Source organism: Sphingomonas faeni (assembly GCF_040407565.1).
GTDB lineage: Bacteria > Pseudomonadota > Alphaproteobacteria > Sphingomonadales > Sphingomonadaceae > Sphingomonas > Sphingomonas faeni_F.
This window is the reverse complement of the sequence record NZ_JAPZPR010000010.1, coordinates 115393-141180: the sequence shown is the minus strand read 5'-3', so window position 1 is coordinate 141180 and position 25788 is coordinate 115393. Positions and strand designations below refer to the sequence as shown.

The following is a 25788-nucleotide window of genomic DNA, read 5'->3' as shown; positions in this document are numbered from 1 at the left end:
TGATCATCGCGTCCTACTCGACGCCCAACCCCCTCGCCTGACAGGAGAACGCTCATGGGACGCGCACGCGGCCAGAATGCCATCATGGCTCTCGGTTTCGAGACCGCATACGGCACCCCGCCGGCCAACGGGTACACGAAGCTGCCCTTCGTTTCGTGCAACCTTGGCGCCGAGCAGGGCCTGATCGAGAGCGATCTGCTCGGCCAGGGCCGCGCGCCATACGATCCGACCTATGACGTCGTGACGAACGACGGCGACGTCGTCGTGCCGCTCGACGCCAACGGGTTTCCGCTCTGGCTCAAGCTGCTGTTCGGTGCGCCGACGACATTCCCCTTCACGGGCGGATACGCGCACCTGTTCTCGGCTGGCCTGCCGTCGCTGCCGTCGGCGTCGATCGAGGTCGGCCTTCCGGATCGCCCCTCGTTCAGCACCAACTACGGGATCCGCGCCAACACGTTACAGGTGAACATGCAGCGCAGCGGCCTTGCCAACGCGACGATCGGTCTGGTCGGCAAGGGTGAGACGGTGCCGTCGCTGACGACCAACGCCGGCACGCCAGCGCCCGTCGATCTGTTCCGGTTCGCATCTGGCAGCGGCTCGATCTTCATCGATGGCGTCGTCGTCGGGGAAGTGACGGCCGCGCAGGTCTCGTATTCGAACGGCCTCGACAAGGATGAGACGATCCGCGCCGATGGGGAGATCAACGACGTCGATCCCGGCATGCCATCGGCCAGCCTGTCGCTGACGACCAAGTTCGCCGACCTGGCGCTGTACAACAAGGCGACGGCAAAGGTGCCGGTAGCTGTCGAACTGAAGTGGAACATCGCCGGCATACCGAACATGGTCATAGCCTTTCCACGGCTCTTCCTTCCGCGCGTGAAGCGTCCGATCACCGGTCCGGGTGGCGTGATGGCGGAATTCCGGGGGATCGGTTCGGCGGGTAACGGTGGCGTCCTGTTCACCGTCCAGATGACCAACATGACGCCGAGCTACGGCTAATGCTTGTGGTGCAGAAACAGCAGGTCGAGCCGGCCTGGACGCCGGTCATGGGCGCGAGCGTGCTGTTCGCGCCCATCACGCGGCCGATGCTGCGCCGCGCGCGCAGGGCCGCTCTGGACGCACTGGGGACGGAAGGTGCCGAAGGCGGAGAAGCCGCGTCAGTCGCCGAGCAGATGGAAGAGCTCGGCGACGCGCTCAGCTTCGCGCTGATCGTCGCCGGCGCGCTCGATTGGCGTGACGTCTGCATCATGGCGGATGATGACGACACCGGTGCCGGCGTGGCGCTGGAATGCACCGACGCGAACAAGGCCATGCTGCTCGCCGACCCTCTCACCTTCGAGGCGTTCGACGCTGCCTATGTCATCCCGTTCGTTCAGCGCGAACGCGAGCGCGCCGCCCCGGGAAAAGAATCGTCGCCCTCGCAGGATGGCATTTCGACGCAGGCGACGGGGGAGCTGATTACTGCCGGCTCACCTGCACCGCTGGCGACGGCGACCGATGCGCCGAGTGCCCCTACGTCCTCCACGAGGCGGACAACGAAGCCGAAGAGGCCGTCTGGAGCGTCCTGACCGGCTGTGACCGCCAGTTGCGCGTGGGTGGCGTCGGCCAGCCTTTCGCGCTCGATTTCGGTGCAGTGATGACGATGGGCCGCGCCCTCGACGTCGATCTGCATCTGCTCGCCGAAGTTCTGCCGGCCGTCGAAGCCGTGATCGTCAACCGCCTCGCCGAGGCATCTGAAGGAGGGGAATAGCATGGCCAACGCTGCATCAATTCGCCTCGGCACGACCGGCAAGGCGCAGGTCAAGGCGGACCTGGTCGAGATCGCCGATACGGGCGATGTGCAGGCCAAGCGGTGGGCGCGCTCGTACGAGAATGCCGGCCGTGACGTCGAGGCGGCGATGCAGCGTCAGAAAAACGCCGCAGCGAAGATCTCCGCGATCATGCCGCAGACCGCGGTTCAGATGCGGATCGGCGACACGAACGGCACCGGCTTTGGCCAGTGGGAGGGCTCTGCCCGGTCGTCGGCCGCGGCGTTCGCCGCCCTGTATGCCGAGGAAGAGCGGCTGGAGAAGCGAACACATGCGCTCGTCGCTGCGATCGATCCCGCGTTCGCAGCACAGCAGCGCTTCAATCGCGAGATCGGGGAAGCGCGCACGCTGGTCAGCGCCGGAACGCTATCCCTCGATCAATACGTCGTGAAGCTTCGGCTCGAGCAGGAAGCGTTGGACGCCGCGTCCGGTGCTCACCTGCGCGGCGGGAATTCGGCAGGTGCCCAACGTGCTGCGATGCAGGGCCTCAGCTATCAGCTGCAGGACACATTCACCCAGATCAGCATGGGGACGAACGTCCTTCAGGTGTTCGCAATTCAGGGCGGACAGGTGGCGGGCCAGTTCTCTGGCCTTGAAGGCAAGGCTGGGAACTTCGCCCGGTTCATGATCGGCCCTTGGGGTCTGGCGATCACCGCCGGCGCGCTCGTTCTCGGTCCGCTGATCGGCAAGATCATCAGCGCCAATAGCGCAATCGACGAGGCCGTCGATAAGCTCAAGAAGGATGCGGCAGAGACCGAAACCACGCGGATCGCGAAAGACCGGTTTGCTCGTTCGGCCGAGGGGGTTGCTGCGTCGATCCGCGAGCAGGCTGAAGCGTTGGATACGGCGGCGAAGAGCGAACGGTCGGCAGCCGAACGCGCCAACATCCTCGCCAAGGAAAACTTGAAGAAAGAGATGTCGATCCGCGGCGTTACCGCGGCGCTGCTCGATCAGGCGATCGCGCAGGAGAATGTCGACAAGCAGCGTTCTCAGGGCATGGGTCAGCGCGGCGAACTCGGCACGCTGGCACTGACGGAATCGTCCGGCCGCGTCGCCGGGCTGCAGGCGCAGCTGAAGACCAATCAGGCTGCGATCGACGAGGCCAAGCGGAACCTGATGGGCACGCGCATCGACCTGGCGACCGAGGCGGCAGCCCGACAGTCCGATCCGATGGCGAAGATAAAGAAGGACTACGACGATCAGGCGACGGCCGCGCGCAACGCGGCCCGCGCGCGCATCAAGGCCGGGCAAGATGTCGACGGGGCGCTGAAGCGCGAACTGGCTACGATCGAGCGGAACCGCGCAGCCGCGGTGAAAGCCGAGCAGGACAAACAGCACGCGTCGAAGGAAACCGTGAAGCAGTACGGCCGCGAAGTGACGTCGTCGGAGGCTTCGGCGATCGCGCGGGCGGCGGGTCTGCAGGTCAACAGCGCCGATCGGAGCACCGCCCGGCAACAGCAATTGTACGACGCATGGATCGCGCAGGGGAAGCCGAAGGAGAACCCCGTCGCCAAGCCCGGCACCAGTGCGCACGAGCGTGGCAACGCGCTCGATATTCAGTTCGAAGCAGGAGTTACGGCGAAGAAGATCAAGGATGCGTTCGCTGCTGAAGGCGTGCGTTTGACCAAGGTGTTTGCCGAGACCGGTCACTGGCATGTCGAATGGGCGCGGACTGCGGCACAGCGCACGGCATCGGCGGATGCCGCCAAGGATGCGAGGGAACTCGCCAGCGCAAACCGCGAGCTCGAAAGCGACCTTGCGGAAGTCGTGAAGCAGTTCGACCCCGCCCGCGCTGCGGCGGACGAATATGCGACATCGCTGAAGAAGATCGCTGCTCTGCGGGGGGCAGGCAAGATTAGCGCTGATCAGGCCGGCGACTACACCTATGCACTCTTTAAGGAGCAGCAGACCAAGGCGGCGGCTCAGCAGGCCTCGTCGTTCAAGACGATGTTCGGCGAGGTGGACGATCCTTTCGCTGCGGGGAACGCCTCCTGGCGGGCGCAGCAGGACGAGCAGATCAGCGCATGGACTGTCGAGCACGAGCGTCGCCAGCAGGTTCAGCAAGAGGGCGTCCGAACGGTCGCGGGCCTGTACCGCAACCTCATGAGCGGCGGGACGCGGTCGATTTTCGACAGCTTCAAGGAGAGGGGCATGAATGCCATTGCCGATCTCGCCGCTAAGTGGACGCTCAGCCAGATTGGAAAGCTGTCGGGCTCCGGCGGTATCATCGGTTCACTGGCCTCGCTCATCACTGGCGTCAGCAAGGCTGCGCCAACAACGGCCGCTGCTGCAGTCCGCACTACTGGCCCCCCCGGCTTTGCTACCGGCACCGAATATGCACCTGGCGGCGCAGCGATCGTCGGCGAATTTGGCCAGGAACTGGTCAACCTTCCCCGTGGCTCACGCGTGACGCCCGCAGCCGAAACGCGGCGCATGCTGGCAGGAAACGACAATATGCCTTCGATCAGCATGCCGATCAGCATCGATGCGACCGGTGCCGACGCTGCCGGCCTCGCGCGCGTGGAGCAGCAGCTCGCCGATCTGCGTTCGGAACTGCCCGGCCGTGTCGTCGCCGCGTACAACGACGCCCGAACGCGGCGGTTGATCCGCTGATGTTGCCGCTCGAACAACCGGAAACCGGTCAAGCGCAGCAGACCTTCGAACTGCAACGGGTCGACTTCCTGTCGCCCGAGGCTGGCGGTCGGATCGGTGCGGTCAGCGCCGGCAACCCGTTGTGGGTAGCGGCGTGGCAACTGGGCAAGATCGGCGCGGTGAAGTCGGATCTCTGGCGGGCGTGGCTGTTGCGCATGCGGGGCAGCCAGCGCTCGTTTCTCGGTCGCGACATCGCGCGCCCGTTTCCGCTCGCTCATATGGGCGGCTTCGGAGGAATGACGCCCGCCGGGGGCGGTGCCTTCGACGGCGCGGCTTCAGCCTGGTCGCAGGCGATCGACGCCGACGGCAGCGCTCAGCTTACCTTGTCCGGGCTGCCGTCCGGCCTTCAGGGGTCCGTCGGCGACTATGTGGGCTTCCGCTGGGGCGTCGGTGACGCACGCCGAGCGCTGGTCCGCCTTGTGCTGCCGGCATCTGCCAATGCCGGCGGGACGGCCACGTTCATCGTGGAGCCGCCCGTCCCGACGCTGGTCGTGCCAGCAAACGCGATCGCGCATCTCGACCGCCCGGCTTGCGTGATGAAGCTCCTGCCCGGCCAGTCGGAACTGGGTCCAATCGATCGCCGCCTTTCGGTCATGAGCGGCAAAATCTCTGCTGTGCAGGATCTGCGACCATGAAGAGCTTCACGGATCTGGCAATGGCGGCGATCGGCCGTGGCGACGTTATCGTCGGCGGTGCGACCGAGATCCTGTGCGATCCGCCCGTCCGCCTCTGGAACGGTGAAGGCACGGTCGTGCTGGACGGTGAAACCTATCTAGGCATCGGCGATCGCGCCCTCGCCCAGATCAGTTCCTCCGCAGTCGGAGGTGCAGCGCAGGGTCTGTCGCTTTCACTGTCCGGCGTCGATCCTGACGTGATCCCGTTGCTCGATGCGGCGGACCTGCGCGGATCTGCGGTAGCATCGCGCCGCCTCGTGTTCGACTCGTCGGGAACCGTGCTCCTCGACGAGCACGTGTTCGACCGCGGGCGGATCGATGCGGTCGAGACCGACGAGACGATCGGCGAGAATGCGGCGATCAGCATCACGGTCGAAGGTGCGGCCCGCGGCCTGGGTCGTCGTGGCGGCCGGATGCGCACCGATAGCGATCAGCGTCTCATCGACCCGAGCGATGGCGGCTTTCGACGCGTCAGCTTTGCCGGACAGAAGACGCTCTACTGGGGCGGTCAGAAACCTGCGACGTCGCTGACCGCATTACCTAACTCGTCCAGCGCGGCCCGCCGCGATGGCAACGTCCAACTGGTCTGACCCTATGCGCGATCATGATGCTTTGCTGGCGTTTATCGCCGGACGTACCAACACGCCCCACGACTGGAAGACAAACGACTGCGCGCGCTATGCGGCCGGCGCGGTCGAGGCCCAGACGGGACGGCGTCCGCTACACGGCCTCGGCAGGTGGCGGACCTTTGCCGGGGCCTGTCGCGCACTCGCCAAGCTCGGCGGCATGGAAGCGGCGACATCTTCCTGTCTCACCCCCATCGCACCGGCCATGGCGTCACGCGGCGATATTGCTGGCGTCCCTGACGAAGCGCTTGGGCTCCGGCTGATGGTTGTCGAGGGTGAGACCCTCGTCGGTCCGGGCGAGACCGGTAACCAGCGCGCGAAGCGGTCGACCATGACACACGCCTGGAGTGCCGATTGATGTCCAAGGCAGTTGGCAAAATTCTCACGGTCGCGGCGATCGTCGTTGCGGTCGCGGCCGCCATCCCCACCGGTGGTGGCAGTTTCCTCATTGCCGGCTCGCTTGCGGGTGCGATCGGCGCGGGCATCGCGGTCGTCGGGTTCGTCAATGCCGCGCTGATGAAGCCGAGCAGCAGCAGCGAGGCGCGCCAGGCGTCCGAAACCTCGCTGCAAATTGGCGAAGGCCCGCGCCGCGCCGTGTTCGGACTGGCTGGCACGGCTGGCTCGCTCGGCGATGCTTTCAACTATGGCGGGAAATACGGGACCGACTGGGAAGTCCTGGTCCTGGTAATCGCCGATCACCTCTGCGACGGTCTGGTCGGCTTCTATGTGAACGACACGTACGTTGCCTATGCTGGCGATGGACCTGTCGCCGGATATGGCAATCAGCTTCGGGTCTCGTGGCGGCCCGGTTCCGACGACCAGCAGTTGCCGGCGGTTCTGACCGCGCAGGGCGGATGGGCAGCGAACGACCGGATCCGCGGCGTCGCCTACCTCGTCGTCGAGTACAAGGCTGACGCGGCGGACGCGAAGAACCCCATCTGGACGAGCGGCCGGCCATCGTTCCTTGCCGTCGTCCGCGGGCTTCGCCTGTACGACCCGCGAAAGGATAGCACGGTGCCGGGCGGTTCCGGCCCTCATCGCTGGCTGGATCCGTCGACCCGCGAGTGGGGCGAAAACGCCGAACTGTGCCGCTACAATTTCGATCGCGGGATCTATGCCTGCGACCGGATCGACCAGCCGACGCAGCTGCTCGTCGGACGAGGTCTCACGGCGACGGAAGCGCCGCCTGAGCGCATCTTCACCGCCGCAAATCTCTGCGACGAACAGGTCGCGCTGAAGGCAGGCGGAAGCGAACGGCGCTACCGTGTGGGTGGTGTCATCTCGGCAGACGAAGTGTTCGGCGACGTCGCCGACCTCTTCGCGGCTGCGATGGGCGGCATTGTGATACAGCCCGAGGGCAGCGTCGCGGTCGAGCCGGGGCACGGCAAGGCGCCGGTCGCGTATATTACTGACGACGATCTCGTTGCCGGCACCAAGGTCAGCTTCAGCGACTTTCGCAGCGAGGCCGACGAGGAATGGGCGAACACCGTCGTCCCGAACTATATCGACCCGGCGCAGAAATGGGTGAGCCGGGCTGCCCCGATCCGACGCAACAGCGCGGACGTCATTGTTGATGGCGGTCCCCGTGAAGCGGCGATGACGTTGCGCCTGGTCACGTCATCGACCCAGGCGCAGCGGATCGGCGAAATCCGTCGTCGGATCGGTCGCCTGCTTCGCACCGCCAGCGTCACGCTGGGCCCGCGCTTCTGCGAGCTCGAGGAAGGCGACTGGATCGTCTGGACTTCGGCGAGGCGTACCAACGGCTTGCCGGTTCAATTCCGGATCGAATCGTACAGCCTCGGTAAGGAATGGCGTAACGCGCTGTCGCTGCGCGAGATCAACGCCGGATGTTACTCGTGGTCGGTTGGCGACGAGATCGCCGACGGCACGACGGCGGACGCACAAACCCCGCCCGACGGTTACGGGGTGCCTGATCCGGGCTCGTGGATGCTGACGGGCACAACGATCGCAGGCGCCGATGGCACGTCGCAACCCGCGCTCGTCTTCACCGGCGCAGTCGAGGATCTGTACTGCAGCGAGGTCCGCTTCGAGTACCGGGTCCATGTCGACGGCCAATCGAATGACGCCGGGTGGATCGATCCGGTGTTTGCTTCCCCGGATGTACGTGAGCGACGGATCATTGTTGGCGGCGCCGTCCAATACGACGGCGCTGTGTCGTACCGCTTTGCTGGCGGCGTCCCCGGACCCCGTCTCATCCTCAGCACCGTGACGAGCGGTAGCTTCGTTACGCCAGGTACCGGCGAAGGCAGTCCAATTCATTCGATTATGCTTTCCGGACTGACCGGGCAATTGGACCCTATCCTCCTGGAACCGGGCGCGGGCCTGAATGTAACGGCAGCGATCGGCCTGACGTCGACTGGTTCGGGAACAGCGACCCTTACGATCGCATCGGCGATTGGTGGTGGTTCGTTCGGCGATGTCGGTTCAGCATCGGCCTTCGTCGCCTCCGGCGAGCCTGCGTATCCTGAAGCAAGCGGTACCGTGACCAATGCCAGCGGGAGTCGCATCTTCGTGACACTGCGCGCGCAGGCGTCCGGGCCCGCCGGCCTCGCAATACGCGCTGATACCACGAACTACCTTCAGGCTTAGCCTTCCACCGAATTGGAGAGTGCAATGACCAACCGGGCAGCAATGCGCGGCGCCGAGACGCGCGCGTGATCGACCGCAACTTCGACATGCGCGTCGCGGGCGGCGATCCCCTCGCGCTGCGCTACCGGCGCCAGCTGGCGGACGGCACCACGCGCGCGCTTCTCGGCGAGGTCTACGCCTTCACCATCTACCGGCCGGACGGCAGCACGGAGGCGGGCTGGAGCGCCGCCAGCGCGATCGAGCAGGATCTCGACGGCGACTTCGCCGACATGGCCCTGCCCGCGCCCTTGAGCGCCGCGCTGGCGGGCGTCGTAGGGCTGAAGTGGGAACTGGCGGAGGTGCTGCTCGATGGCGGTCGCCAGCGCCGGCAGGGCGGCGCGCTCTACGTTTCGCGCTCGGCCGCCACGACCGCCGGCACCGCACCGCCCCTCGCGCAGGCGGACATCGACTGGATCATCGAAAGGGACGATAGCTGATGGCTAGAACGATCGTGCAGTTGCGCGGGGGCAAGGGCCTCACCGCAGCAGAGCAAGCATTCCTGGCGGGTCAGATCGCCGAACCGACGCAAGCCGCGCTCGTCCCTTTCTTACGCGCCCCTGCGCTCGAAGCTGCCGGTCAGGCACGCGCCGATGTCGACGCGCTCATCGCCGCGACCGGTACGGCGTTCGGCCAGCAGAAGGCGGCGCTCGATATTCACGTCGCCGCCAAGGACGCGCTGATCGATGAAGCGATTACGGAGTTGGGCGAGACGACCAGTCAGAAGGTCGGCGAGGTCGACGATGCTATCGCGGCATCTGCTGCGCAGCGGGCCTCAATCCGAGGCGATTTGGACGCCAAGGCACCCTCCCTTGTTGCCGCATACAGTGGAGCGCAGCCGCGCGCGCTGCCAGATCGTCTGCGCGTGCGAACGCTTGGCGATACGCCGCAAGGGATCCTGAGCGTAGGCGCATGGATCAATGCCGCGATTCAGGCGGCACCGGCGGGCTCTGTGCTCGACTTCGAAGCGCGCTTGCTCAACATTGCCGCGGTGACGATCGTTCTGAAGGGAGGCGTAAAATACGACTGGACCGGCTGCCAGTTCACGCACACCGGAACCGCGCCGTTCCTCACGGCTGCGGACCAGTCCGACATCGAGTTCATCGGTCATCCCAAGATCATCGGCCCGATGTCGACGACGAACTATGCGTTCCAGTTTACCCGGTGCACGCGGCTGATCGTGCCGATGTTCGAATACTATAACGGCAATTCGGGCGTGCTCATAACGGACTGCATCGACGCCCATGTGACGATCCACGGGCATGAAATGCGCGGGCCGAACATGGCTGTGAAGGGTCCTGCGAACACGCGTGTCGTGATCGCATCGAAGTGCCGCAACGGCGCTGGATTCGGGATCTTCGGCGACAATTTCGCCTCAGGTGTCCACGTCCTCTACACGATCAAATGGGTCGACGAGACGAAGGTCGCGGTCGGGTCGTTCATCGAGAGTCAGTACGAGATCGCATACGAGACCAGCGCGGGATCGGCGGGAGCGTCGCACAAGACGCTGGGTGAAGAGGCGATCGGCCTCACGTTCAGCACGAGCAGCTGGACGGTCGACTACCTCTATGGGCATCGGACAGGTGACGGTGCCGCGTCGCTCACCGGCAATTACCACACGATCAAATATCTCCGGGCGGTGGAGTGCTACCTAAACGGCGTACATGCCTCCGGTCGCGGCTCACGCGTCGACTTTGTTCGATCGATTCGCAACGGCCATTACAGCGCTGGCGGGGGCAACGCGATCTACGGTGGGTTTGCCGCGAGTGCAGGTAGCTCTGCAGGCGGGGTTGCGATCGCCGTTTCGTTCGGCAAGATCGTCTCAACAGGCGACCTGTTGGGTGGCGGGCGTGCTGATACCGGCTATCGTTACCCAATGTTCGCGGCTGGCGGTGTGTGTAAGCAAGCCGGCATGTATTGGGACGGCGGCGCGGGGATCGGCTACGTCTTCCGCATTGTAGGCAAAACCCCGGATAATTTTGGGCCAACGTCTCCGGCCGCAGCGGGCTGGACCGTACCGGCTTCGGACTCGATGACTAGCTCGACGTTCTCCGATGGCGTCAGCACGTGGGCATATCGCACGTCGTTTTCGCTCGTAGACGGTGGCGGTCCTGCCGCCCGCAACTGCGTTTGGGGTGAAATCGATTACGATGGTCCTGGCCTAGCGTTCGTCGACAACGTCGGTCCGAGCGGTAGCAACCTTTACCCCTCGGTCAGCGGCGCTCCATTCTCCGAGCCACCAATCCTCATCAACGGCGAGTTCCACTATTGGCCGAATGGCGGATCGGTGCAGGTTTCCGCGGCAACGACCGCGGCGGAGACGGCTGGTGGCTGGTATGGTGCGCGTACGGGCGGACCGGGTTTTTCTGTTTCCCAGGTCACCGGATACAGCCGGCCCTACGCGATGCGCTTGCAGCGAGCGGTCGGCGACACGGCAACCGGGACGCCATACGTCGGACAACAGATCACCGGGGAGGACGTCTACAAGCTCCGCGGCAAGAAGGTCGGCGTGAAGTATCGCGCGGCGGTCGGTTCGGGCTGGTCGGATAACGATGGCAAGCTGAGCTGGTCAATCCTGACGAGCAACGTCGTTCAGCCTCTCGACGCCGATCTCAACCCAGCCGCTGCCGTCTCCTTGTCCAACGGCGCGCAGTCGGTGACCGCAAGCGCGGATAGCTACACGTTCGCTTCGGCCGGAACCGTGCCGATGGACGCCGAGGCGATCATCATTCGGTGGAGCTACTCGCCAGTCGGAACGGCGGTCGCAAACGACTATCTCGACATCGAGGCGCCCGTGATCGGGCCGGCAGACGCAACGTTTGCGTTTGTCGCTGAAAGCCTCGCCACTACCCGCGCACGACTAGGAGTGTTCGGTGAAGTGATCGCCGCACCTGGCGCCCCGCAGGCGGCGGGTACGGTAAGCGGGTCATCCTCAGGCCTGTATGCGACACCGCGAACCATGATCGCGGGCGGTACGCCTTTCACGCCGACGGACACTGAATGGCGCTTCTACCGAATCGTCCCCTACAATATTGCTATCACCGAGCTTGCGATCGAGGTCGTCGTGGCGGGCCCGGCGGGCTGCAAGATCCGCATGGCGATTTACGCTAATGCTGGAAATCGGCCCGGCGCGCTATTGGCGGATGGGGGCGAGATGTCTGCGGAAACTGTCGGCGTGAAGTCGTTCGCCGTTTCGGTGCCAGCGAGTAAGGACGCACGATGGCTGGCATATCAAGTTACAGCGTCACCTGGCACGCTGACGATCCGTAGCAGCGCGGCCGGGTTCCAGGAATTAGGCGCCACAAGTTTTACGACCGTCATTAAGGGGCTGGCAACGACTAATGCCGCATACGGCGCTGCATCTGCGGTTCCGTTAACCTTAGCCGCTACATCTATAGGTCCGATGGTCGGGGCGCGTTAACAACCCTCACGCTGTCTGGGCGCGGGTGGGGACGCCCGGCCCGTCCACCACGACTTTCTCCGGCGCTCCACCGCCCTGATATAGCACTATTCTCGCTACTTCTCGACCAGCGGCGGTGAGGGGCCATGCGGACTTACCGCGGAGTGTTGCAAACGCAGAAAGTTAAGCGAGTATCTTTTGATTGATCGCTTGACATACAACTGCAACGTTTGTGCCACGAGTAAATTGGACCTCGCAAACACCCCAACCTGATCCGCAAATTTTCAATTCTGCGTCGATGTCGGTCGCGCCTGCATTCTCAACGGAATAGGCCGCGATCGATTTCCACGGAAAACTGGATAACTCGATCTTTCGGCCGGTTATACCTTGTGAATTGATCACGACGATCCGTTTAGACGTGAAAATCATTCCGTCACGCGCGCCCTTAAATTCCATCTCTACGGCTTCGTCTGCCATGAGGATAGCAGCGTACTTTTCCTTCAGAGTGCCAACTTTTGTTGCAGACCCAACGAAGACTTTTCCCATGAACGGATGCTCGATCGCTGACATGTGATTCCCTTTGTATCTCACATCGAACTTATCGATCGCCGGATCGCAGGGATAGTGCGGTGGGCGTTTACCAGCCCATCGCGTACCACTCCGTCAACCGTACCTCGCCGGCGCTCGCACCAACACTTTTCGATATCGTCAGCTGCCTCGCTGTCCGTTCACGGGCCGCCCTTAGCCATGTCTGGCGCCCTACCATGAACAACAGCAGCAACCCGACCGATGCGGTCGCGAGATGGAATGACGCACGGCGATGACGCCGGGTGTCTCCCCCACGGATCACCCTACGCCACGACGCAACCGATACGGGCCTATTCCGAATAATTCGTAAAGCACCGGCGCATAGGCTGACCGTAGACCTAGTCAGTCTTGCCTGTGCGTGAGCTTCTTTTGACGACGGCCTCGTGCAAGCCACGTTGTCGCCCACCAGGTTCCAGCCTCCCGTCTGTGGCGCTGGCGACGCTGTTCTGAGCGATGACGTCGAGCACGGGTTTTAGCAATTGACCGTGCTGCCATCGACATGACTGCGACCGCAGGCACGATCACGATTAGTTCTAGCACGTGACGCTCCAAACAGCCGATGCGCTGCAGCCTATAGCCCCCGCCGACTGGCCTGCGACGCTCGTTTTCTTACAGCTGTCCCGAATCAGGATCTTACCATGAACGACAGCACCAGCGCGGCCTATGCGGTCGCGGGAAAGGATGACGCATGACCGCGACAGCCACGAGCAACTACATCGGAGAGGCAATGCGGGCGACAGCCGCGCTGGCTCCCCCATCCCTTGCAGATAATCCAGGGCTGCTCGCCTGGAACCTGTTCGTAATGACCGCGGCGTTCTGCCTCGGGTTGATGATGGCGGGAAGGCAAGCGCGCCGGCTGTGGCGGGCACGGGCCATTGATCACCCCACGGACCCGGTCTCGCTCTACCGGATCATAATCTTCCTAGCCGGATGCGCGATCGCCAGCCGCGGCGGTGCCGAAGCAGTCAGCCTTTGGTCGTGGAGCTCCGGCGATGCCGCCACGATCGAGCGTATCGCAGAACTGAAGCGCTGGCTTGATCCGCTGTCGATCGCATGCGGCTTTACCTGGATGGGATTGCACATGCTCGCCGAGCCGATGATCGAGCACCAGCTGCGCAAAGCGCCGCTGCCGGTCGACATGTGGTCGAGGTGGCCTCAGCTTCGGCGACCGGCTGCCGTGCTTCTCGTTAGTCTCTTGATGGCGGCAGCGGCCGTTGGTCTTCGGTGATCAAGGAGGCGGTCGTGTCGACCGCTCCCGTTGCCACTGTCCCCGTCATCTGGTCGGTGCTGGGCTATAGCTTCCCGGCCGGATCAATGTGCGTGGGCCTCTTCACCTGTTTCATGGTCCGGCTGTTCATAACCCTCGACGCAACCGGCCCGAAGCGCTGGCTTCTTGACGGCATCGTCACCGGGCTTTCGATGGTCATCACTGCGGTCTGGATCGTCGAGCACCAAGTCGACCTTTTCGCCGCTTTGGGGACCGGGGGAATGACGGGCGCGGTCGGCGCGGGCGTCATCACGTTCTTCAAGCGCCGCGGTCAGAGCGCGATCGACGCCCTTGATGCCGCACTACCCGGCAAGTCAGCGGTTCCACCAGACATGACCGCCACTCTGCGCGGGCTCGACAAGTTGCCCTAACACCCCATCCTTCGGTTGGCGAAGGATGGGGCGACCAGTCACTTTCCGGAGTTACCTGGCGTTGCGTCAACGCGGAAACCTCGAACCGGTTTCGCGGTAACGGCCCGCCTCTAGCGCCAAGGGGTTGCGCGAAGCGGGCCGGCCGGCATTGGCGGAGATGAGCCCCCGGCAAGTGGGCAAACAGTTCCAAGCCACAATAGGTTCGGGTTGGAAGGAATTACCGGGGCGATGGGTCAAAGCCCACGAGCTAGCTGAAGTACCCGGCGCGGTAACGGCCCACCCTTAAGTGCCAAAACAAAACCCAGGGCGGGCCGGCCGGCACATCGTGGGAGAGGAAGCCGGCTGGGGCTCAACTGCTCGTTACCAATATTGCTGCACATTGGAAAAAATTAATCATCATGGCGGGCAACCGCTAGTGCGCCGACCCGCCATGGTCGCGTAAACAGCGGCCAGCCTATCCGAAAAACATGCTGTGAAAACCGGATAGGCTGACCGCCTCGGTAGCTCGTGTAACGAGCCTCGCAGCGGATCAGCTTGGAAGCAAAACCGCGCCACGGACGGACAGGTACGAACATCTGTCCAATTTAGATGCACTGCCGCGCCATCGCGCCCGGCGCCGTAACGGCCCGCCTCAAGCGCCCACGCTCGCGAGGCAGGCCGGCCGGGACACGTTCGGAGAATACCCGGCACACCAGATACGTGCGCCGTAACTAAATGCTTCACAACGAAAGAAAAAATTATGACGACGGCCTCAAAGCCGGCGACTGCCTCTGCGCGTCTTGCGCACGGGCTGGCGTCTCCGGCGAAATTCTTCGCGGCGATCCGCCCGCTGTTCGGCACGATGACGACGGCACAGGTCGAAGGCATCGAGGCGAAGCTCAGTGCGTTTGTTGCGCAGGCGTCGCCGTTGGCGTTCGCCGCGTACGGGCTTGCGACGTCGTTCCATGAGACGGCCCAGCGGATGCAACCGGTTCCAGAAATTGGTCGCGGCCGTGGCAAGACGTACGGAAAGCCGGGCAAGCATGCCGGGCAGATCGCGTACGGCCGCGGCGATGTTCAGCTGACTTGGGACTACAACTACCAGCGCGCGGACGACGAGCTCGGCCTGAAGGGCGCGCTGACGTCGAACTATGATCGGGCGATGGAAACGGAGATCTCCGCACAGATCATGGTCCTCGGTATGACGGAAGGCTGGTTCACCGGAAAGCGTTTCGCCAGCTACCTGCCCGCGACGGGCCGTGCGACGGTCGCGCAGTTCACCTCGGCGCGGCGCATCATCAACGGGATCGATCGTGCAGAGAAGGTCGCCGGGTACGCTATGTCGTTCCAGGCTGCCCTTGCCGCTGGGGGTTGGGCGTAGGGTCCGCCCTCCCCTTCGCCAGCGCTTCGGTCAGTACGATGTCCTGCGGTACGCCGATGTCGTCGCAGATGCGGGCGAACTGCGTCCCAGCCCAAGTCACCCGGAACTCGGGAGGTTGGCGATCCTGCCCCGTAAGGGTGCGCCAGAGGACGTCGAACGGCTCCCGGTTCTTCGACAGCGTGATCGAGTAGAGGTAGGCCAGCGCCAGACGCACGCCGTGCTGCGGCTGTTTCAGCGGCCCGTCGACCTGAAGCCTTCTGATCGCATCGTCGAGCAGCACCAAGGCGATGAACGTCGTTCGGTTGGGCTTCGACACGGCAACTTGGCTCCGACTCGTCAGAGCCGCGAGCTACACCGTTCCACGTTTGTTCTCAATTGCTGCCGCGCGTATCCGCGCCGGTTATCGCGTCGATCGCTACGGCAACCCGACGCCAGTCTTGGACTGCCACATCGTTTGCGAGGACATCCCCCAACTGGTCGATGATATACTCGGCGGTCATTTCGCCGTGTTCCGCAAGGATGGCGCTTGCCTTGATCCATATTTCGCGATCGGTCATCGCCCGTTGCAGTTTCATCGTTCAGTTTCGGCCTTACTTGACGCGTCCGCTTCGTGGAGCGCGGCGACGATCGCCTTTACCTCGGGCACGTAGCTTTCCCACATCGGGCGCCCTTCGAACTTCGTGTTCTCCGGGAGGCCATGGAACCTACACATTGCTCGCGCGGCAAACTCGATTCGTCGCAAGTCTCGGTCGGTCTTCATATGCCGAGGTTGCGACGCTCAACTTCGGCGGCAATGCGATCAGCAATGGGGTCGCGGGGCTTTCCGTCGGTCTGCTGATACGCCTCGATCAGACTTTCGTCATCAAGGTACTCGATTACGTCGGGATGCAGTGGTGGGGTCGCCATTCACATAGCCTATGCGCAGTCGACCGATCCGAGCAAGGCCTAGCCGACCTTCATCTTAGCGGACACGTTGTTGAACGTTTTATTCAGGCTGGTACCAAGCCCCTGCATCGCGGCGATCGCGGCAACCGCGATAAGGGCCGCGATCAGTCCGTACTCGATCGCGGTCGCGCCGCGCGTGTTGCGGATAAAAGCGGCTAAGTGTTGAATCATATGCATTCTCCCGCAGACCATCTGCGGGAGAATGATTAACATCCTGTCATCCAGACCTACATCATGCCGCCATCAGTCTTGATCTCCGCCCATTTTGCGGCAGTCTCGGCTTTAACGTACAGTCGACGCGCTTCCCGTGGGTTGCTCGACGTCCATTTATCGGGCGCGGATGCCATGAACCTCAGTGTTCTAGTAATTCGTTCCTGCCGCTCACGGCGCATCGTCGGAGTGATGCTGTTGTCGAAAATGCCCACCTGGCCACCGATCGGATTGATCTGGGGAAGCGCAGCACCGAACGTCGACCCGGTCGTCGGGTTCGCGTTCGGGCTGATGAAAATGAACTGAGCGGGGGCGACCGTCGCGCAAGAGGCTAGACCGAACGCAGCAAGGATCTTCAGCATGGACATCTCCTGATAACGTTGAGGAAACTGACGCAAGCGGCAATAGGATGCAAGCGGGTATCACCAAAGCTTCCGCCGCCGCTGCTTGCTCCTAACAGGGCGCAGGCTCCTCCAAAGTCGGCCATAGCGTCGTCTATTCCGGCTCCGACGATTTGGGCAAGGTGAACCGCATGGACGAACTCACCACTTCCATTGTCGGCATCGACTTCCCGAACGAGGACAAGTCGAAGAGCAACAGGCGGATGGAGTACATGCTTTGCGCGCCTGGCGAACTGGTCGAGCTACGCCTCGAGCCGAAGAATTCGTTCGACGAGAACGCGGTCGCGGTCTGGTCCGATCGCGGTGTTGCAGCTGGGCTACGTCAGCGCCGAGCGTGCGCCCCTGATAGGCAAGCGGATGAAGGAAGACGAGGTCGCCGCGATCTTCCAGGCGATGCACGGGAACGGGGCCTATATCCGGATCCGGTTCGGAGGCGGACTGCCTACCCTGCCCGACCCGGTCCCTAATGTTCCGAAGCCCGCCCCCGCCCCGCCGGATGCGCCCGGCGCATCGACCGGTGTACGATCCCCAGGCCTTTTACCCTGATGAAGAAGGCCCGGAGTTTGGCGCTTAGTATTTGGTCATCGGTACAAACTGACCTATGTCATCACGGATGAAGCCCAGCAAGTTCGTCTCGCACTATGAACGAATGCTAGGTCGAACCCTGGAATCAAACGAGCTCGCCGCGATCGCCGTGGCCCGTAAGAATTCTGATGGGAAACGGGACGCCATCAAATCGATGCGCGCTACGCTGCTTGAGTTCGCGCCAGACGCGCGCGCCGGTCACCGAGAACCCAATCTGGCCTGACTGCCGATGTACGATCCCCACGCGTTCTATCCAGACGATGAGGGACCAGAATTCGGGGCATGAGTTTCCAAATTGCGTGGCCACGGCGATGCGCCGGACCGCGCAATCAGTCAGGCGATCGCCCCGCCTCGACGAGCAAGGCTCTGAGTAACTCGTCGCTCAACGGTTCGGAAAATTGACAGCCCGAGTTGTACTCGTCCGCCCACTTCACGGTTGCAGAAACTCTTCCCACGAATGGAAGGGTCAGCCAGATGACTGACCCAACCTTCAGCGCTGAATATGTTTTGAGTCGAGCGCCGCTTTTCGAAATGTCTGAGACGCGGCAAAGCGTGCGCCGCGCGCCGTCGAGTTCGGCATCTAGGCCGAGAAGCGATCTGGGCGCACCGCGCTTGGTGATCCGGACAGGTTCGAAATCGGCGCTGAACATAACCTTTGTTACGTCAGCGAATCTTGCATTTCTATATCATAAAGCAGGAATCTGCTTCCGCACGCACAGTCGAGCGTGCATTCCTTCCTGATGAGAAAGGGCCGGGGTTCGGCGCCTAGCTACCTGCAGTCGCGTTGGGGTTAGCGGGCTTCTCGTCGTCGTCCACTGGCCCGCTGTAGTCGATATGCGACTGCCCACCGTGCGCCATGAAACCGGTATTGCCGGGGTCGCCCTTGACCTGCTTCTTATCCTTGTACGCACCCCCTCCGCTTTCTCCGGCGCCAGTGCGACCCGTCGAGACGTCACCTGCTACGTTCGGCTCGTCCATGTCGGGGACTGCTTGCATAGGTTGTTTGCCCGTATCGCTCATCGGTGTTCTCCTCGCTCAACGAACGGGCGGGCTCCGCTTTTGATCCTCAGGCCCCATCTCCTGATGAGGAAGCGCCGGAGTTCGGGGCATAGATCAGCTCGGGAGTCCGCCAATCATACCAGCAACGGTCAATTTGGCGGCTTCCGCCCGCGCTTGTCGAATTGCTTCATTTAATTTCACCATGCCGCTCCGGACTATTTTCAAATTTTAGAGCGTCCAATGCCTCAAGAACACGCACAGCCGTCAAAGGCAGGTCGAGCTCGTCCGCCAACCCTAAGGCTTCTTCCAGCTTGGCACTCAGGGCCGCGACATCCTGTTTGGTCATCAGGTTCCTCAGTGTTTCGTGACGGGAATCAAGCCGATCGCGCTCGATATAACGGCTCCGACGACCTTCAGATCGAGCCGAATTGCCATAAGGCGAAGCTCGGCCAGCGCATCAACAAGCTCCTGCGGGGTGTCAGGTTCACCGACTTTTACCGGAGTGAAGCGGGGGTCTTCCGGGTCGATCGATTTCACGTTTGATCGGTTAGCACTTCAAAGAAATCCGGGCGATGATCCAGAACTACCCGCCCATGGTACCTTTGCACCATTCCGGTTCGCAGCTGCCGTAATGAATCGGAAGATCCGCCGCAGCACCCGTCATTGGCTCGTTCTTTCAGGACGAGGAAGATCTGCCGTTCGGCGCCGGATTGATCGCGCGATGCTGCTGGAGCCTTGCCGCTCCGCACGCACCGAGCAGCTGATCGGATAAGGTGGATGCCGCCTCGACGTCGAGCGTCGCAACGACGCCCGGCGCCTCAACCAGAACCGTCCCCTCCGAGGCTGTTATTTTGAACGCGTCAGGTCTCAGTGTCTCAGCCATTGGTGTTCTCCGATACCAAGGCAACGATCGTCGAACAGAATCGCCCGGCCTACTGCTTTGGCTCAGTACGATTGACGGTCTGAGTTCTGTCCTGATGGGCAAGCCTTTATGTTCGGCGCTTGATCAATCGCGGCAACCCGCTGCGGCCGAGCCGCGTCATATTGACGCAGGTCAATTTACTGAATCGTGCCAGCGGTTATTGTAAGGACATGACGCGAACCGCTGCTGATATACGTGCCCAAGCGCTGGCTTACCGAGAGCTTCACTCGCACTTGCAAGGCCCCATCCTGACGCAAGCTATCGAAGATGTTGCCGGCGCATTGGACAAGCTGGCGGCTTCGATTGAAGACCAAGACGCGGCGGTAAAGGACATATCGCAACTGCCGACGCTCGCTCGAAAGTGACCGGGTTCTATTCTGACCCCGACGAGCCGGAGTTCGGATTCTAAGCCGCGTAGCATAACTATTCGGCAACAGCTTGACCCGTACGCTCGTACCGCTGCGGCGGGGCTAAGCACTCTCGCGATACCCACCAGATCGCGGTCGCTCCGTAATCGATCGGAGGATTCGCCGCAGCACCTATCCGACGCGCTCTATCCTGATGAGGAAGGGCCGGAGTTCGAGGCCTGGCCGGTAGAAGCAGTGGGGTTTGCGGGCTTACCGTCGTCATCGATCGGCCGGTGCAACCTATATTGGACTGCCCACCGAACATAGGTGGCCCCTCCCTTGTTAATCGAACATAGGTGTCCTCTCCATTGTCAAAGACGAAATTTTCAGAGATGACGCCGGTGGTCAAGGTCGGCGAGAAACGACGATAGGGGAGGTGTTTTTGACGGGTTGTAACACGAGTTCATGGACTTCGCTGAGCCGCGCGGATTTAGGCTAGTGGTCAAGTGACACCGGTAATTCGGAAGCTGCAAGCGATCTCGACCCTAGACGAGTCCGATATTGCGGTGATCGAGCGTCTGATTGGCACCGCCCGCGTTATTGAGGCAGGGCAAGAAATCTTGCGGAACGATGACGCTCCTGAATCGAGATACTTCATTCAGCGTGGGTGGGTTATGCGTAGCGTAACGCTCGGGGACGGCAGGCGTCAGGTCACCGGGCTTCTACTGCCGGGCGATGATTTTAAAGTCTCCCCTATCATATGCTCTGCTGGCCCGATCCGGCTGACAGCGTTGGGTACCGTTACCGTCTGGTGCGTACATCCGGAACGAATGGCGCAGGCGCTTGAACGGCGAGCGATCAAGCGGGCGTTTCGCACTTCCGATATCGTCAACGAAGGCATTCTGCACTCCTCACTGTTGAGCCTAGGTCAAAGGACGTCTGTGGAGCGGACAGCGCATCTGATTTGCGAGCTGTATCTGCGCAGTCGCAGGGCGGGATTGGTTGAGGGTTCGAGTTTCATCGCACCTCTCACTCAAGACCAGATCGCAGATATGATTGGTATGACGGCGGTTCACGTTAACCGGATGCTCAAGGAAATCCGTCAGTCCGGCCTGGCCGAGATGTCCCGCCACACTGTCACCGTTTTCGACCTGCCGAGTCTAATGAGCATGGCAAGCTTTGAACCAGCATATCTATTCGTAGGTGGCAACTCGTAGCGAACCAGATCGCGGCTCGGGCGCGGACGTCGCTCCCGTATCGGGCATCAAGACTATCAGCGTGGGGTATCTAAGGGGATATAACGAGGTAGGTGCTGCCGGTTATCGGGTGCAAGCGCGGTAGGGTCATAGCCCACCATTTCCTTATGTCATCCTATGACTGTGAGGGGCACGCGGTCCCAGAAAGCTCAGAAACGCGTCATTCCGGCTTCACATGCGCATTCATGCCACCCCGTCCAAGCGCGATGTAACTGGGGGGGTATGTTGGGTTATAGAATTGTGAATTGGGGGTACACGGTTTCGAGGTAAAGAATCGGTGCCAATCCGGACCTATGATCGGCGGGCGGACAAGTTGAGAAGGACGGGCATCACTCAAGAGCCATCCAGGAACGTGGCTATACGTGGCTCCGGTCTGAATGCGGCTCAACGCCGCTGACTCGATTTATAACGTCCCTCGCGCTGCCCTCATCCGAGACTGGTCGGGCGGCGACCGTGTACAATGCACACGCTCTCTACCTCTAATCCGGAAGATCGTCAGATCGGAGCGTAATTAGATCGGTTCATTGCCGCCTTACGTTGAACCGGCTCAAGATTAGCGCTGAAATGCAGTACCAATGTTCCGGCAGATGTCACCAACTCGTTCGGCGCATCGAACGGACAAACTTCTATCGTCAAGCCGAGAAAGGAGTTTAGATTGGGTGGCTTGTAACCTAGAACCCGCTTCGTATCATCGCGAAGCTGCTCGATGGTCCCTATGCGAAGTCGCCAGATTATGGCGCGCTCGCCGCGTTGCGTAGCCTGCACGAGTGTCTCGCGCAGGGTATCTCGTATCCCCATCCGAATTGTAATAATGCGCGGCGAACGTCATCGCAACATCCAATCGGCTCTTGACGCGATCGAGGCTGATCCGGCACACGACGCCCAATCTTCCTAGCCGTCGAACCAGACGAAGGGGGCCGCAGTTCCGGGCGTGATGTAAGGCGATTCGCCGCTCGACTCTGGTCGCGCGCGGCCGCATTATTTTGACGAACACGGACGTATGATCATGAACCTCGACAAGCCAAAGAACTTGCTGACGGATGCCGAACGGCAGCAAGTGCTCCAGAACTTGGAGCGATCAACCCATTACGGCGAACCGCGGAAGGTCTGGGTCGAAGACGGCCATGTCTTTGTGGAAGGCTACGACGGCACGACTGTCTCAATGTCGCCAGCCGTCGCGATCAAGCTCGGCAGGCTGTTGGGCGAGGCTGGAGCAGCCTCCCTGATCAACCAGGTCATGTACGACGCTCAAAGCTAGAGGCGGATCTCTGACCAGCCGGGCTCTACGATCGAACAACGAACGGCGTCCGCCCCATTGGACAGCTACGCGATCTGCCGCTGGAGCTACTATCGGTTCTTAGAGACGGTTCTTGCGAGCGACGCGGTCATGCTGCAGCACGCCAGGTTTCAGGATTGAGCGTGTTGATGATGATGCGGCAAGCCTGCGGCTAAACCCCAACACATCCGTGACCTACTGTATTATGTACGTGACACACCTGTATCGGCTCAGTATGCGCTCTCTGCCGGGTACGCGATCCCTCGCTGACCGGCATTTTCCCTTTAAGGGCACCTCCGGTCGCGCTCGGCATGTCGATGTCGCGACCGGCTTTTTTCCGTGGCCCCAATCAAAGGCGCGACGGCGTATCGAAGGTTTTCCCGAGCCAAATGGTATTGATGCCAAGATTTTAGAACGATGCCGAATCCTGAAGTAACAGTCCGACAGTTCCTTCAGCCAAGGTTAGAACCTTCTTCTGGTACGTCAGAGCAAAAGGGGACTGAAAGGGCGGCATCCGAATCTGATCGTAGAGCCATTCCGACAAATACGCCCTCCCCTCGGTATGAGGAATGGGTCTAAAAGCAGAACCAGTCGGAAGTGGCATTAGAAACATTAGGAAAACTGCTGACTCTTAATCAGCGGGTCCTTGGTTCGAGCCCAAGTGCGTCCACCATTTTCCAGCGTGATACCAGTTTTTGACCCGCCGACGAGGCTGGTCATAAAATCCGCTGTCGCCTTATCCGTCAGAAGCTGCGCAAAGGCCCTGCCGCGCCGTTCGCTCGTCGACCTTAGAGCGCATCCCGCCGTGCATCGGTCGGTTTCGCTGAGGCCTTCCAGCGCTCCCGCCAAGGGCGGTAGGTTGACGCGTCCGCCCAGGATATCGCTTGGCTTCAAATTTGGCACGCCCCACGCCCCTTACCGCGCAATAGACGCCTCATTACGTTTGATGTCCAATCCACAATACTGCCGTTCCTGTTTATTAAGGCTATTGAGAGTCACTTGCAAATGTAGCCGATCATGTTACGCGCCTTCAAATCCAATTTGGGGGATACGATCATGACCGCATTGCTGGCGCTGTTCGCCATGGCCTCGACCGCGCCCGACACCGACCGGGCGGCGGTCGATTTACAGCGGGCCGAGGAGATCGTGGTGACCGCGCGGACCGAAGGCAGCGACGAGTATACGGTCAAGGCACAGAGCACCGCGACCCGGTTGCCGCTGAGCTTGCGACAGACGCCGCAATCGCTGAGCGTCGTGACCCGCGCGCAGATCGAGGATTTCCAGCTCAACGACGTCAACGCGCTGCTGGCGACCGTGCCGGGCGTCAACGTCCAGGCACAGGAAAGCGATCGCTTCTATTACTCGGCGCGCGGTTTCGATATCCAGACGTTCCAGGTCGACGGTATCGGCCTGCCCTTCGCGTTCGAGGTCCAGACCGGCTCGATCGACACCGCGATCTACGATCACGTCGAGGTCGTCCGTGGCGCACCGGGCCTGCTTTCGTCGACCGGCAACCCGTCGGCGGTGATCAACTTCGTCCGCAAACGCCCCGCCAGAACATTCCAAGCCTCGACCAGCGCGCAATATGGCTCGTTCGACAGCCTGCGCCTCGACGCCGACGTCAGCGTGCCGTTGACCAGGGACGGCAGCATCCGCGCACGGGCCGTCGGCGCCTATTCCGATGCCGATAGCTATCTCGATCGCTATGGGCTGCGGCGCTGGACCGGGTACGGCATCGTCGAGGCCGACCTGGGACCGAATACGGTGGCAAGCGCCGGCTATGGCTATCAGGACCACCAGAGCCGCGGCGCGATGTGGGGAGCGTTGCCGCTATATTATACCGACGGCACGCGGATCGACCTGCCGCGATCAGCCAATACGGGCCCCGACTGGGCCGGCTGGAACGTGGTCGACCGCCAGATCTTCGGCGACGTCACGCACCAGTTCGGCCATGGCTGGACCGCCAAGATCAGCGCGATCCGCCGTGCGGTGAGCGAGCGGGACACGTTGTTCTACGTCTACGGAAATCCGGTAAAGGGATTGCCGGGCGGCGTCGATACCCTCGGCACGGCGGATACGACGGACGACATCGCCGTCCGCAGCTACCCTGGCGCGTTCGATGCGGAGGGTCGCGACCTGACGATCGACGCTTACGTCTCGGGCAAGGCCAAGCTGTTCGGGCGCGATCACGACGTGATGATCGGCGTCAATCGTGGTACCCGGCGCTATCGGCAGGGATCCGCCTATGATTACGATCAGGTTGGCGTCGTGCTGCCGATAGCGACCGTGTTCGACGGCAGTTTTCGCGAGCCGGTGTTCCCCGACTTCACGCCGAGCCTCGACACGCATACGCGCCGCGAGACGGTCTATGGGCTGATCCGCCTGAACCTCGCCGATCCGCTGAAGGTAATGATCGGGGGGAATTACACGCGAGCGTTCAGCGAGGGCGATTCCTACGGCACGCCGACCAGCTACGATCGCAAGCGCTTCCTCCCGTTCGTCGGCGCGACCTACGACCTGGGCGCGAACGTCAGCGCCTATGCGAGCTTTGCGACGATCTTCAATCCGCAGACGCAGTTCGATGTCGACAACAGGTTGCTCAAGCCCATCGAAGGCGACAATCTGGAGGCTGGCCTGAAGGGCGAGTGGTTCGGCGGGCGACTGAACGCCAGCGCCGCGATCTTCCAGGCGCGGCAGAAGAACACCGCGGAGGCCGCAGGGTTCGATACCGTCTTGGGGCGGACGATCTACCGCGGCGTCGATGCCACCTCGCAGGGAATCGAGCTCGAATTCGGCGGTCAGATCCTTCCCGGCGTGCAGGCGACGGGCGGGTATACGATCATGCGGATCCGCGGCGAGGACGACCAGGCCGTGAGGACCTTCGTGCCCCGCAACACCGCGCGGCTCAACATCACCTATTCGCCACCCTCGCTGCCGGCGCTGAAGCTTGGAGCGTCCGCCCAGTATCAGAGCCGGATGTACCTCGAACCCGCAGGCGTGGTCTCGTCGACCACCGGAGACCAGGTTCGGATCACGCAGGGGCGTTACGCCGTACTCGACCTGCTCACCCGGTACGATCTGACCGACCGCGTATCGCTGAGCGCTAACCTGAAGAACGTCACCAATGCCAAATATCTGGGGGGGCTCAACTTCGACCAAGGGTTCTATGCGGCGCCGCGGACCATCCTTGGCACGGTCAGGTTCAACTATTGAGGCTCCAACGCTGCAGGATTGCAGGATCGGGCGGGCTCGTCCGCAAAATGATCCGGCTCCCGATCGCCGTGCTTTCGCTCCCGATCGCCGCTCAATCGGTCGGTCGTGATCGAACGCGCTTGCCAGACGGCGCAGCTGTCCTGGTCATACGATCGTCGCGAGATCCCGCCGCAGTCTCGATCATATCGGAGTACGGGCCCGTGCGAGCCGCGTCGGACGTTGCCCCTCCGCAGGCGTAGCAC

Annotated in this window: 28 protein-coding genes; 17 read left to right on the top strand and 11 right to left on the bottom strand. The window is 62.2% G+C overall.

Annotated elements, in window-relative coordinates; all coding sequences use genetic code 11:
- Positions 1-54 precede the first annotated feature (54 nt).
- The 10 genes from O6Y00_RS18985 (at position 55) to O6Y00_RS18940 (ending at position 11827) form a co-directional block, all read left to right on the top strand.
- On the top strand, positions 55-999 hold the full coding sequence (locus tag O6Y00_RS18985; protein ID WP_353444125.1) for a phage tail tube protein: 945 nt from the start codon (positions 55-57) through the stop codon (positions 997-999).
- A 5-nt stretch (positions 1000-1004) separates the two neighbouring features.
- Positions 1005-1568, top strand: a complete 564-nt coding sequence (locus O6Y00_RS18980) for a hypothetical protein (RefSeq protein WP_353444124.1) — start codon at positions 1005-1007, stop codon at positions 1566-1568.
- A gap of 23 nt (positions 1569-1591) precedes the next feature.
- On the top strand, positions 1592-1750 hold the full coding sequence (locus O6Y00_RS18975; RefSeq protein ID WP_353444123.1) for a DUF7697 family protein: 159 nt from the start codon (positions 1592-1594) through the stop codon (positions 1748-1750).
- Position 1751: 1 nt separating this feature from the next.
- Positions 1752-4421, top strand: a complete 2670-nt coding sequence (locus tag O6Y00_RS18970; protein ID WP_353444122.1) for a phage tail length tape measure family protein — start codon at positions 1752-1754, stop codon at positions 4419-4421.
- The gene (locus tag O6Y00_RS18965) at positions 4421-5095 is read left to right on the top strand and encodes a hypothetical protein (RefSeq protein WP_353444121.1); all 675 of its coding nucleotides are present in this window, start codon (positions 4421-4423) and stop codon (positions 5093-5095) included. Before O6Y00_RS18970 ends, O6Y00_RS18965 begins: the two co-directional genes overlap by 1 nt.
- Positions 5092-5724: a hypothetical protein gene (locus O6Y00_RS18960; protein WP_353444120.1), complete on the top strand. Its 633-nt coding sequence runs from the start codon at positions 5092-5094 to the stop codon at positions 5722-5724. The genes O6Y00_RS18965 and O6Y00_RS18960 overlap by 4 nt, the downstream gene beginning before the upstream one ends.
- A gap of 4 nt (positions 5725-5728) precedes the next feature.
- Positions 5729-6118: a DUF6950 family protein gene (locus O6Y00_RS18955; RefSeq protein WP_353444119.1), complete on the top strand. Its 390-nt coding sequence runs from the start codon at positions 5729-5731 to the stop codon at positions 6116-6118.
- Entirely contained in the window at positions 6118-8370 is a 2253-nt protein-coding gene (locus tag O6Y00_RS18950) for a phage tail protein (RefSeq protein WP_353444118.1), read from the top strand. Before O6Y00_RS18955 ends, O6Y00_RS18950 begins: the two co-directional genes overlap by 1 nt.
- 65 nt (positions 8371-8435) lie before the next feature.
- Positions 8436-8846, top strand: a complete 411-nt coding sequence (locus O6Y00_RS18945) for a hypothetical protein (RefSeq protein ID WP_353444117.1) — start codon at positions 8436-8438, stop codon at positions 8844-8846.
- Complete coding sequence (locus O6Y00_RS18940) at positions 8846-11827, top strand: hypothetical protein (protein WP_353444116.1); 2982 nt, start codon at positions 8846-8848, stop codon at positions 11825-11827. Before O6Y00_RS18945 ends, O6Y00_RS18940 begins: the two co-directional genes overlap by 1 nt.
- Before the next feature lie 162 nt (positions 11828-11989).
- Here O6Y00_RS18940 and O6Y00_RS18935 read toward each other — a convergent pair whose 3' ends face one another.
- Positions 11990-12376, bottom strand: a complete 387-nt coding sequence (locus O6Y00_RS18935) for a PH domain-containing protein (protein ID WP_353444115.1) — start codon at positions 12374-12376, stop codon at positions 11990-11992.
- 706 nt (positions 12377-13082) lie between these two features.
- On the opposite strand from O6Y00_RS18935, the gene O6Y00_RS18930 reads away from it, so the two are divergent.
- The 3 genes from O6Y00_RS18930 (at position 13083) to O6Y00_RS18920 (ending at position 15392) form a co-directional block, all read left to right on the top strand.
- Positions 13083-13622, top strand: a complete 540-nt coding sequence (locus O6Y00_RS18930; protein ID WP_353444114.1) for a hypothetical protein — start codon at positions 13083-13085, stop codon at positions 13620-13622.
- A gap of 14 nt (positions 13623-13636) precedes the next feature.
- Complete coding sequence (locus tag O6Y00_RS18925) at positions 13637-14032, top strand: hypothetical protein (RefSeq protein ID WP_353444113.1); 396 nt, start codon at positions 13637-13639, stop codon at positions 14030-14032.
- Positions 14033-14771: 739 nt separating this feature from the next.
- Entirely contained in the window at positions 14772-15392 is a 621-nt protein-coding gene (locus O6Y00_RS18920) for a hypothetical protein (RefSeq protein ID WP_353444112.1), read from the top strand.
- Here the strand turns inward: O6Y00_RS18920 and O6Y00_RS18915 are convergent.
- The 10 genes from O6Y00_RS18915 to O6Y00_RS18870 all read right to left on the bottom strand — a co-directional run bounded on the left by O6Y00_RS18915 (position 15349) and on the right by O6Y00_RS18870 (position 19415).
- The gene (locus tag O6Y00_RS18915) at positions 15349-15708 is read right to left on the bottom strand and encodes a hypothetical protein (RefSeq protein WP_353444111.1); all 360 of its coding nucleotides are present in this window, start codon (positions 15706-15708) and stop codon (positions 15349-15351) included. The two genes, O6Y00_RS18920 and O6Y00_RS18915, sit on opposite strands and share 44 nt — an antisense overlap.
- Positions 15709-15763: 55 nt before the next feature.
- Positions 15764-15949, bottom strand: a complete 186-nt coding sequence (locus O6Y00_RS18910; RefSeq protein ID WP_353442650.1) for a hypothetical protein — start codon at positions 15947-15949, stop codon at positions 15764-15766.
- Positions 15950-16148: 199 nt separating this feature from the next.
- Complete coding sequence (locus tag O6Y00_RS18905; RefSeq protein WP_353444110.1) at positions 16149-16298, bottom strand: hypothetical protein; 150 nt, start codon at positions 16296-16298, stop codon at positions 16149-16151.
- A gap of 39 nt (positions 16299-16337) precedes the next feature.
- Entirely contained in the window at positions 16338-16508 is a 171-nt protein-coding gene (locus O6Y00_RS18900) for a Flp family type IVb pilin (RefSeq protein WP_435368649.1), read from the bottom strand.
- Between the two features lie 56 nt (positions 16509-16564).
- Positions 16565-16909 (bottom strand): hypothetical protein, encoded by a 345-nt coding sequence (locus O6Y00_RS18895; protein ID WP_353444109.1) that lies wholly within the window; start codon positions 16907-16909, stop codon positions 16565-16567.
- A 953-nt stretch (positions 16910-17862) separates the two neighbouring features.
- Positions 17863-18183 carry a PilZ domain-containing protein gene (locus tag O6Y00_RS18890; RefSeq protein ID WP_353444108.1) on the bottom strand — a complete coding sequence of 107 codons (321 nt, stop codon included), beginning with the start codon at positions 18181-18183 and terminating at the stop codon, positions 17863-17865.
- A gap of 115 nt (positions 18184-18298) precedes the next feature.
- The gene (locus O6Y00_RS18885) at positions 18299-18553 is read right to left on the bottom strand and encodes a hypothetical protein (protein WP_353444107.1); all 255 of its coding nucleotides are present in this window, start codon (positions 18551-18553) and stop codon (positions 18299-18301) included.
- Between the two features lie 166 nt (positions 18554-18719).
- Positions 18720-18878, bottom strand: coding sequence for a hypothetical protein (locus O6Y00_RS18880; protein WP_353444106.1), 159 nt, complete (start codon positions 18876-18878; stop codon positions 18720-18722).
- 8 nt (positions 18879-18886) lie between these two features.
- Positions 18887-19069, bottom strand: coding sequence for a hypothetical protein (locus tag O6Y00_RS18875; protein WP_353444105.1), 183 nt, complete (start codon positions 19067-19069; stop codon positions 18887-18889).
- 139 nt (positions 19070-19208) lie between these two features.
- Positions 19209-19415, bottom strand: a complete 207-nt coding sequence (locus tag O6Y00_RS18870; protein WP_353444104.1) for a hypothetical protein — start codon at positions 19413-19415, stop codon at positions 19209-19211.
- Positions 19416-19534: 119 nt separating this feature from the next.
- Between O6Y00_RS18870 and O6Y00_RS18865 the strand changes: the two genes are divergently transcribed.
- The 4 genes from O6Y00_RS18865 (at position 19535) to O6Y00_RS18850 (ending at position 25546) form a co-directional block, all read left to right on the top strand.
- Positions 19535-19819 carry a hypothetical protein gene (locus O6Y00_RS18865; RefSeq protein ID WP_353444103.1) on the top strand — a complete coding sequence of 95 codons (285 nt, stop codon included), beginning with the start codon at positions 19535-19537 and terminating at the stop codon, positions 19817-19819.
- Positions 19820-20367: 548 nt separating this feature from the next.
- Positions 20368-21018, top strand: coding sequence for a Crp/Fnr family transcriptional regulator (locus O6Y00_RS18860; protein ID WP_353444102.1), 651 nt, complete (start codon positions 20368-20370; stop codon positions 21016-21018).
- A 1045-nt stretch (positions 21019-22063) separates the two neighbouring features.
- Positions 22064-22315, top strand: a complete 252-nt coding sequence (locus O6Y00_RS18855) for a hypothetical protein (RefSeq protein ID WP_353444101.1) — start codon at positions 22064-22066, stop codon at positions 22313-22315.
- A 1074-nt stretch (positions 22316-23389) separates the two neighbouring features.
- Entirely contained in the window at positions 23390-25546 is a 2157-nt protein-coding gene (locus O6Y00_RS18850) for a TonB-dependent siderophore receptor (protein ID WP_353444100.1), read from the top strand.
- Positions 25547-25788 lie beyond the last annotated feature (242 nt).

Coding starts and splice junctions, on each gene's coding strand:
- O6Y00_RS18905 (WP_353444110.1), bottom strand. CDS start 16,298: ATGGCGACCCCACCACTGCATCCCGACGTAATCGAGTACCTTGATGAC.
- O6Y00_RS18965 (WP_353444121.1), top strand. CDS start 4,421: ATGTTGCCGCTCGAACAACCGGAAACCGGTCAAGCGCAGCAGACCTTC.
- O6Y00_RS18850 (WP_353444100.1), top strand. CDS start 23,390: ATGACCGCATTGCTGGCGCTGTTCGCCATGGCCTCGACCGCGCCCGAC.
- O6Y00_RS18880 (WP_353444106.1), bottom strand. CDS start 18,878: ATGACCAAACAGGATGTCGCGGCCCTGAGTGCCAAGCTGGAAGAAGCC.
- O6Y00_RS18895 (WP_353444109.1), bottom strand. CDS start 16,909: ATGCTGAAGATCCTTGCTGCGTTCGGTCTAGCCTCTTGCGCGACGGTC.
- O6Y00_RS18930 (WP_353444114.1), top strand. CDS start 13,083: ATGACCGCGACAGCCACGAGCAACTACATCGGAGAGGCAATGCGGGCG.
- O6Y00_RS18960 (WP_353444120.1), top strand. CDS start 5,092: ATGAAGAGCTTCACGGATCTGGCAATGGCGGCGATCGGCCGTGGCGAC.
- O6Y00_RS18920 (WP_353444112.1), top strand. CDS start 14,772: ATGACGACGGCCTCAAAGCCGGCGACTGCCTCTGCGCGTCTTGCGCAC.
- O6Y00_RS18885 (WP_353444107.1), bottom strand. CDS start 18,553: ATGAGCGATACGGGCAAACAACCTATGCAAGCAGTCCCCGACATGGAC.
- O6Y00_RS18900 (WP_435368649.1), bottom strand. CDS start 16,508: ATGATTCAACACTTAGCCGCTTTTATCCGCAACACGCGCGGCGCGACC.
- O6Y00_RS18940 (WP_353444116.1), top strand. CDS start 8,846: ATGGCTAGAACGATCGTGCAGTTGCGCGGGGGCAAGGGCCTCACCGCA.
- O6Y00_RS18935 (WP_353444115.1), bottom strand. CDS start 12,376: ATGTCAGCGATCGAGCATCCGTTCATGGGAAAAGTCTTCGTTGGGTCT.
- O6Y00_RS18890 (WP_353444108.1), bottom strand. CDS start 18,183: ATGTTCAGCGCCGATTTCGAACCTGTCCGGATCACCAAGCGCGGTGCG.
- O6Y00_RS18955 (WP_353444119.1), top strand. CDS start 5,729: ATGCGCGATCATGATGCTTTGCTGGCGTTTATCGCCGGACGTACCAAC.
- O6Y00_RS18985 (WP_353444125.1), top strand. CDS start 55: ATGGGACGCGCACGCGGCCAGAATGCCATCATGGCTCTCGGTTTCGAG.
- O6Y00_RS18855 (WP_353444101.1), top strand. CDS start 22,064: ATGAACCTCGACAAGCCAAAGAACTTGCTGACGGATGCCGAACGGCAG.
- O6Y00_RS18950 (WP_353444118.1), top strand. CDS start 6,118: ATGTCCAAGGCAGTTGGCAAAATTCTCACGGTCGCGGCGATCGTCGTT.
- O6Y00_RS18970 (WP_353444122.1), top strand. CDS start 1,752: ATGGCCAACGCTGCATCAATTCGCCTCGGCACGACCGGCAAGGCGCAG.
- O6Y00_RS18910 (WP_353442650.1), bottom strand. CDS start 15,949: ATGACCGATCGCGAAATATGGATCAAGGCAAGCGCCATCCTTGCGGAA.
- O6Y00_RS18870 (WP_353444104.1), bottom strand. CDS start 19,415: ATGGCTGAGACACTGAGACCTGACGCGTTCAAAATAACAGCCTCGGAG.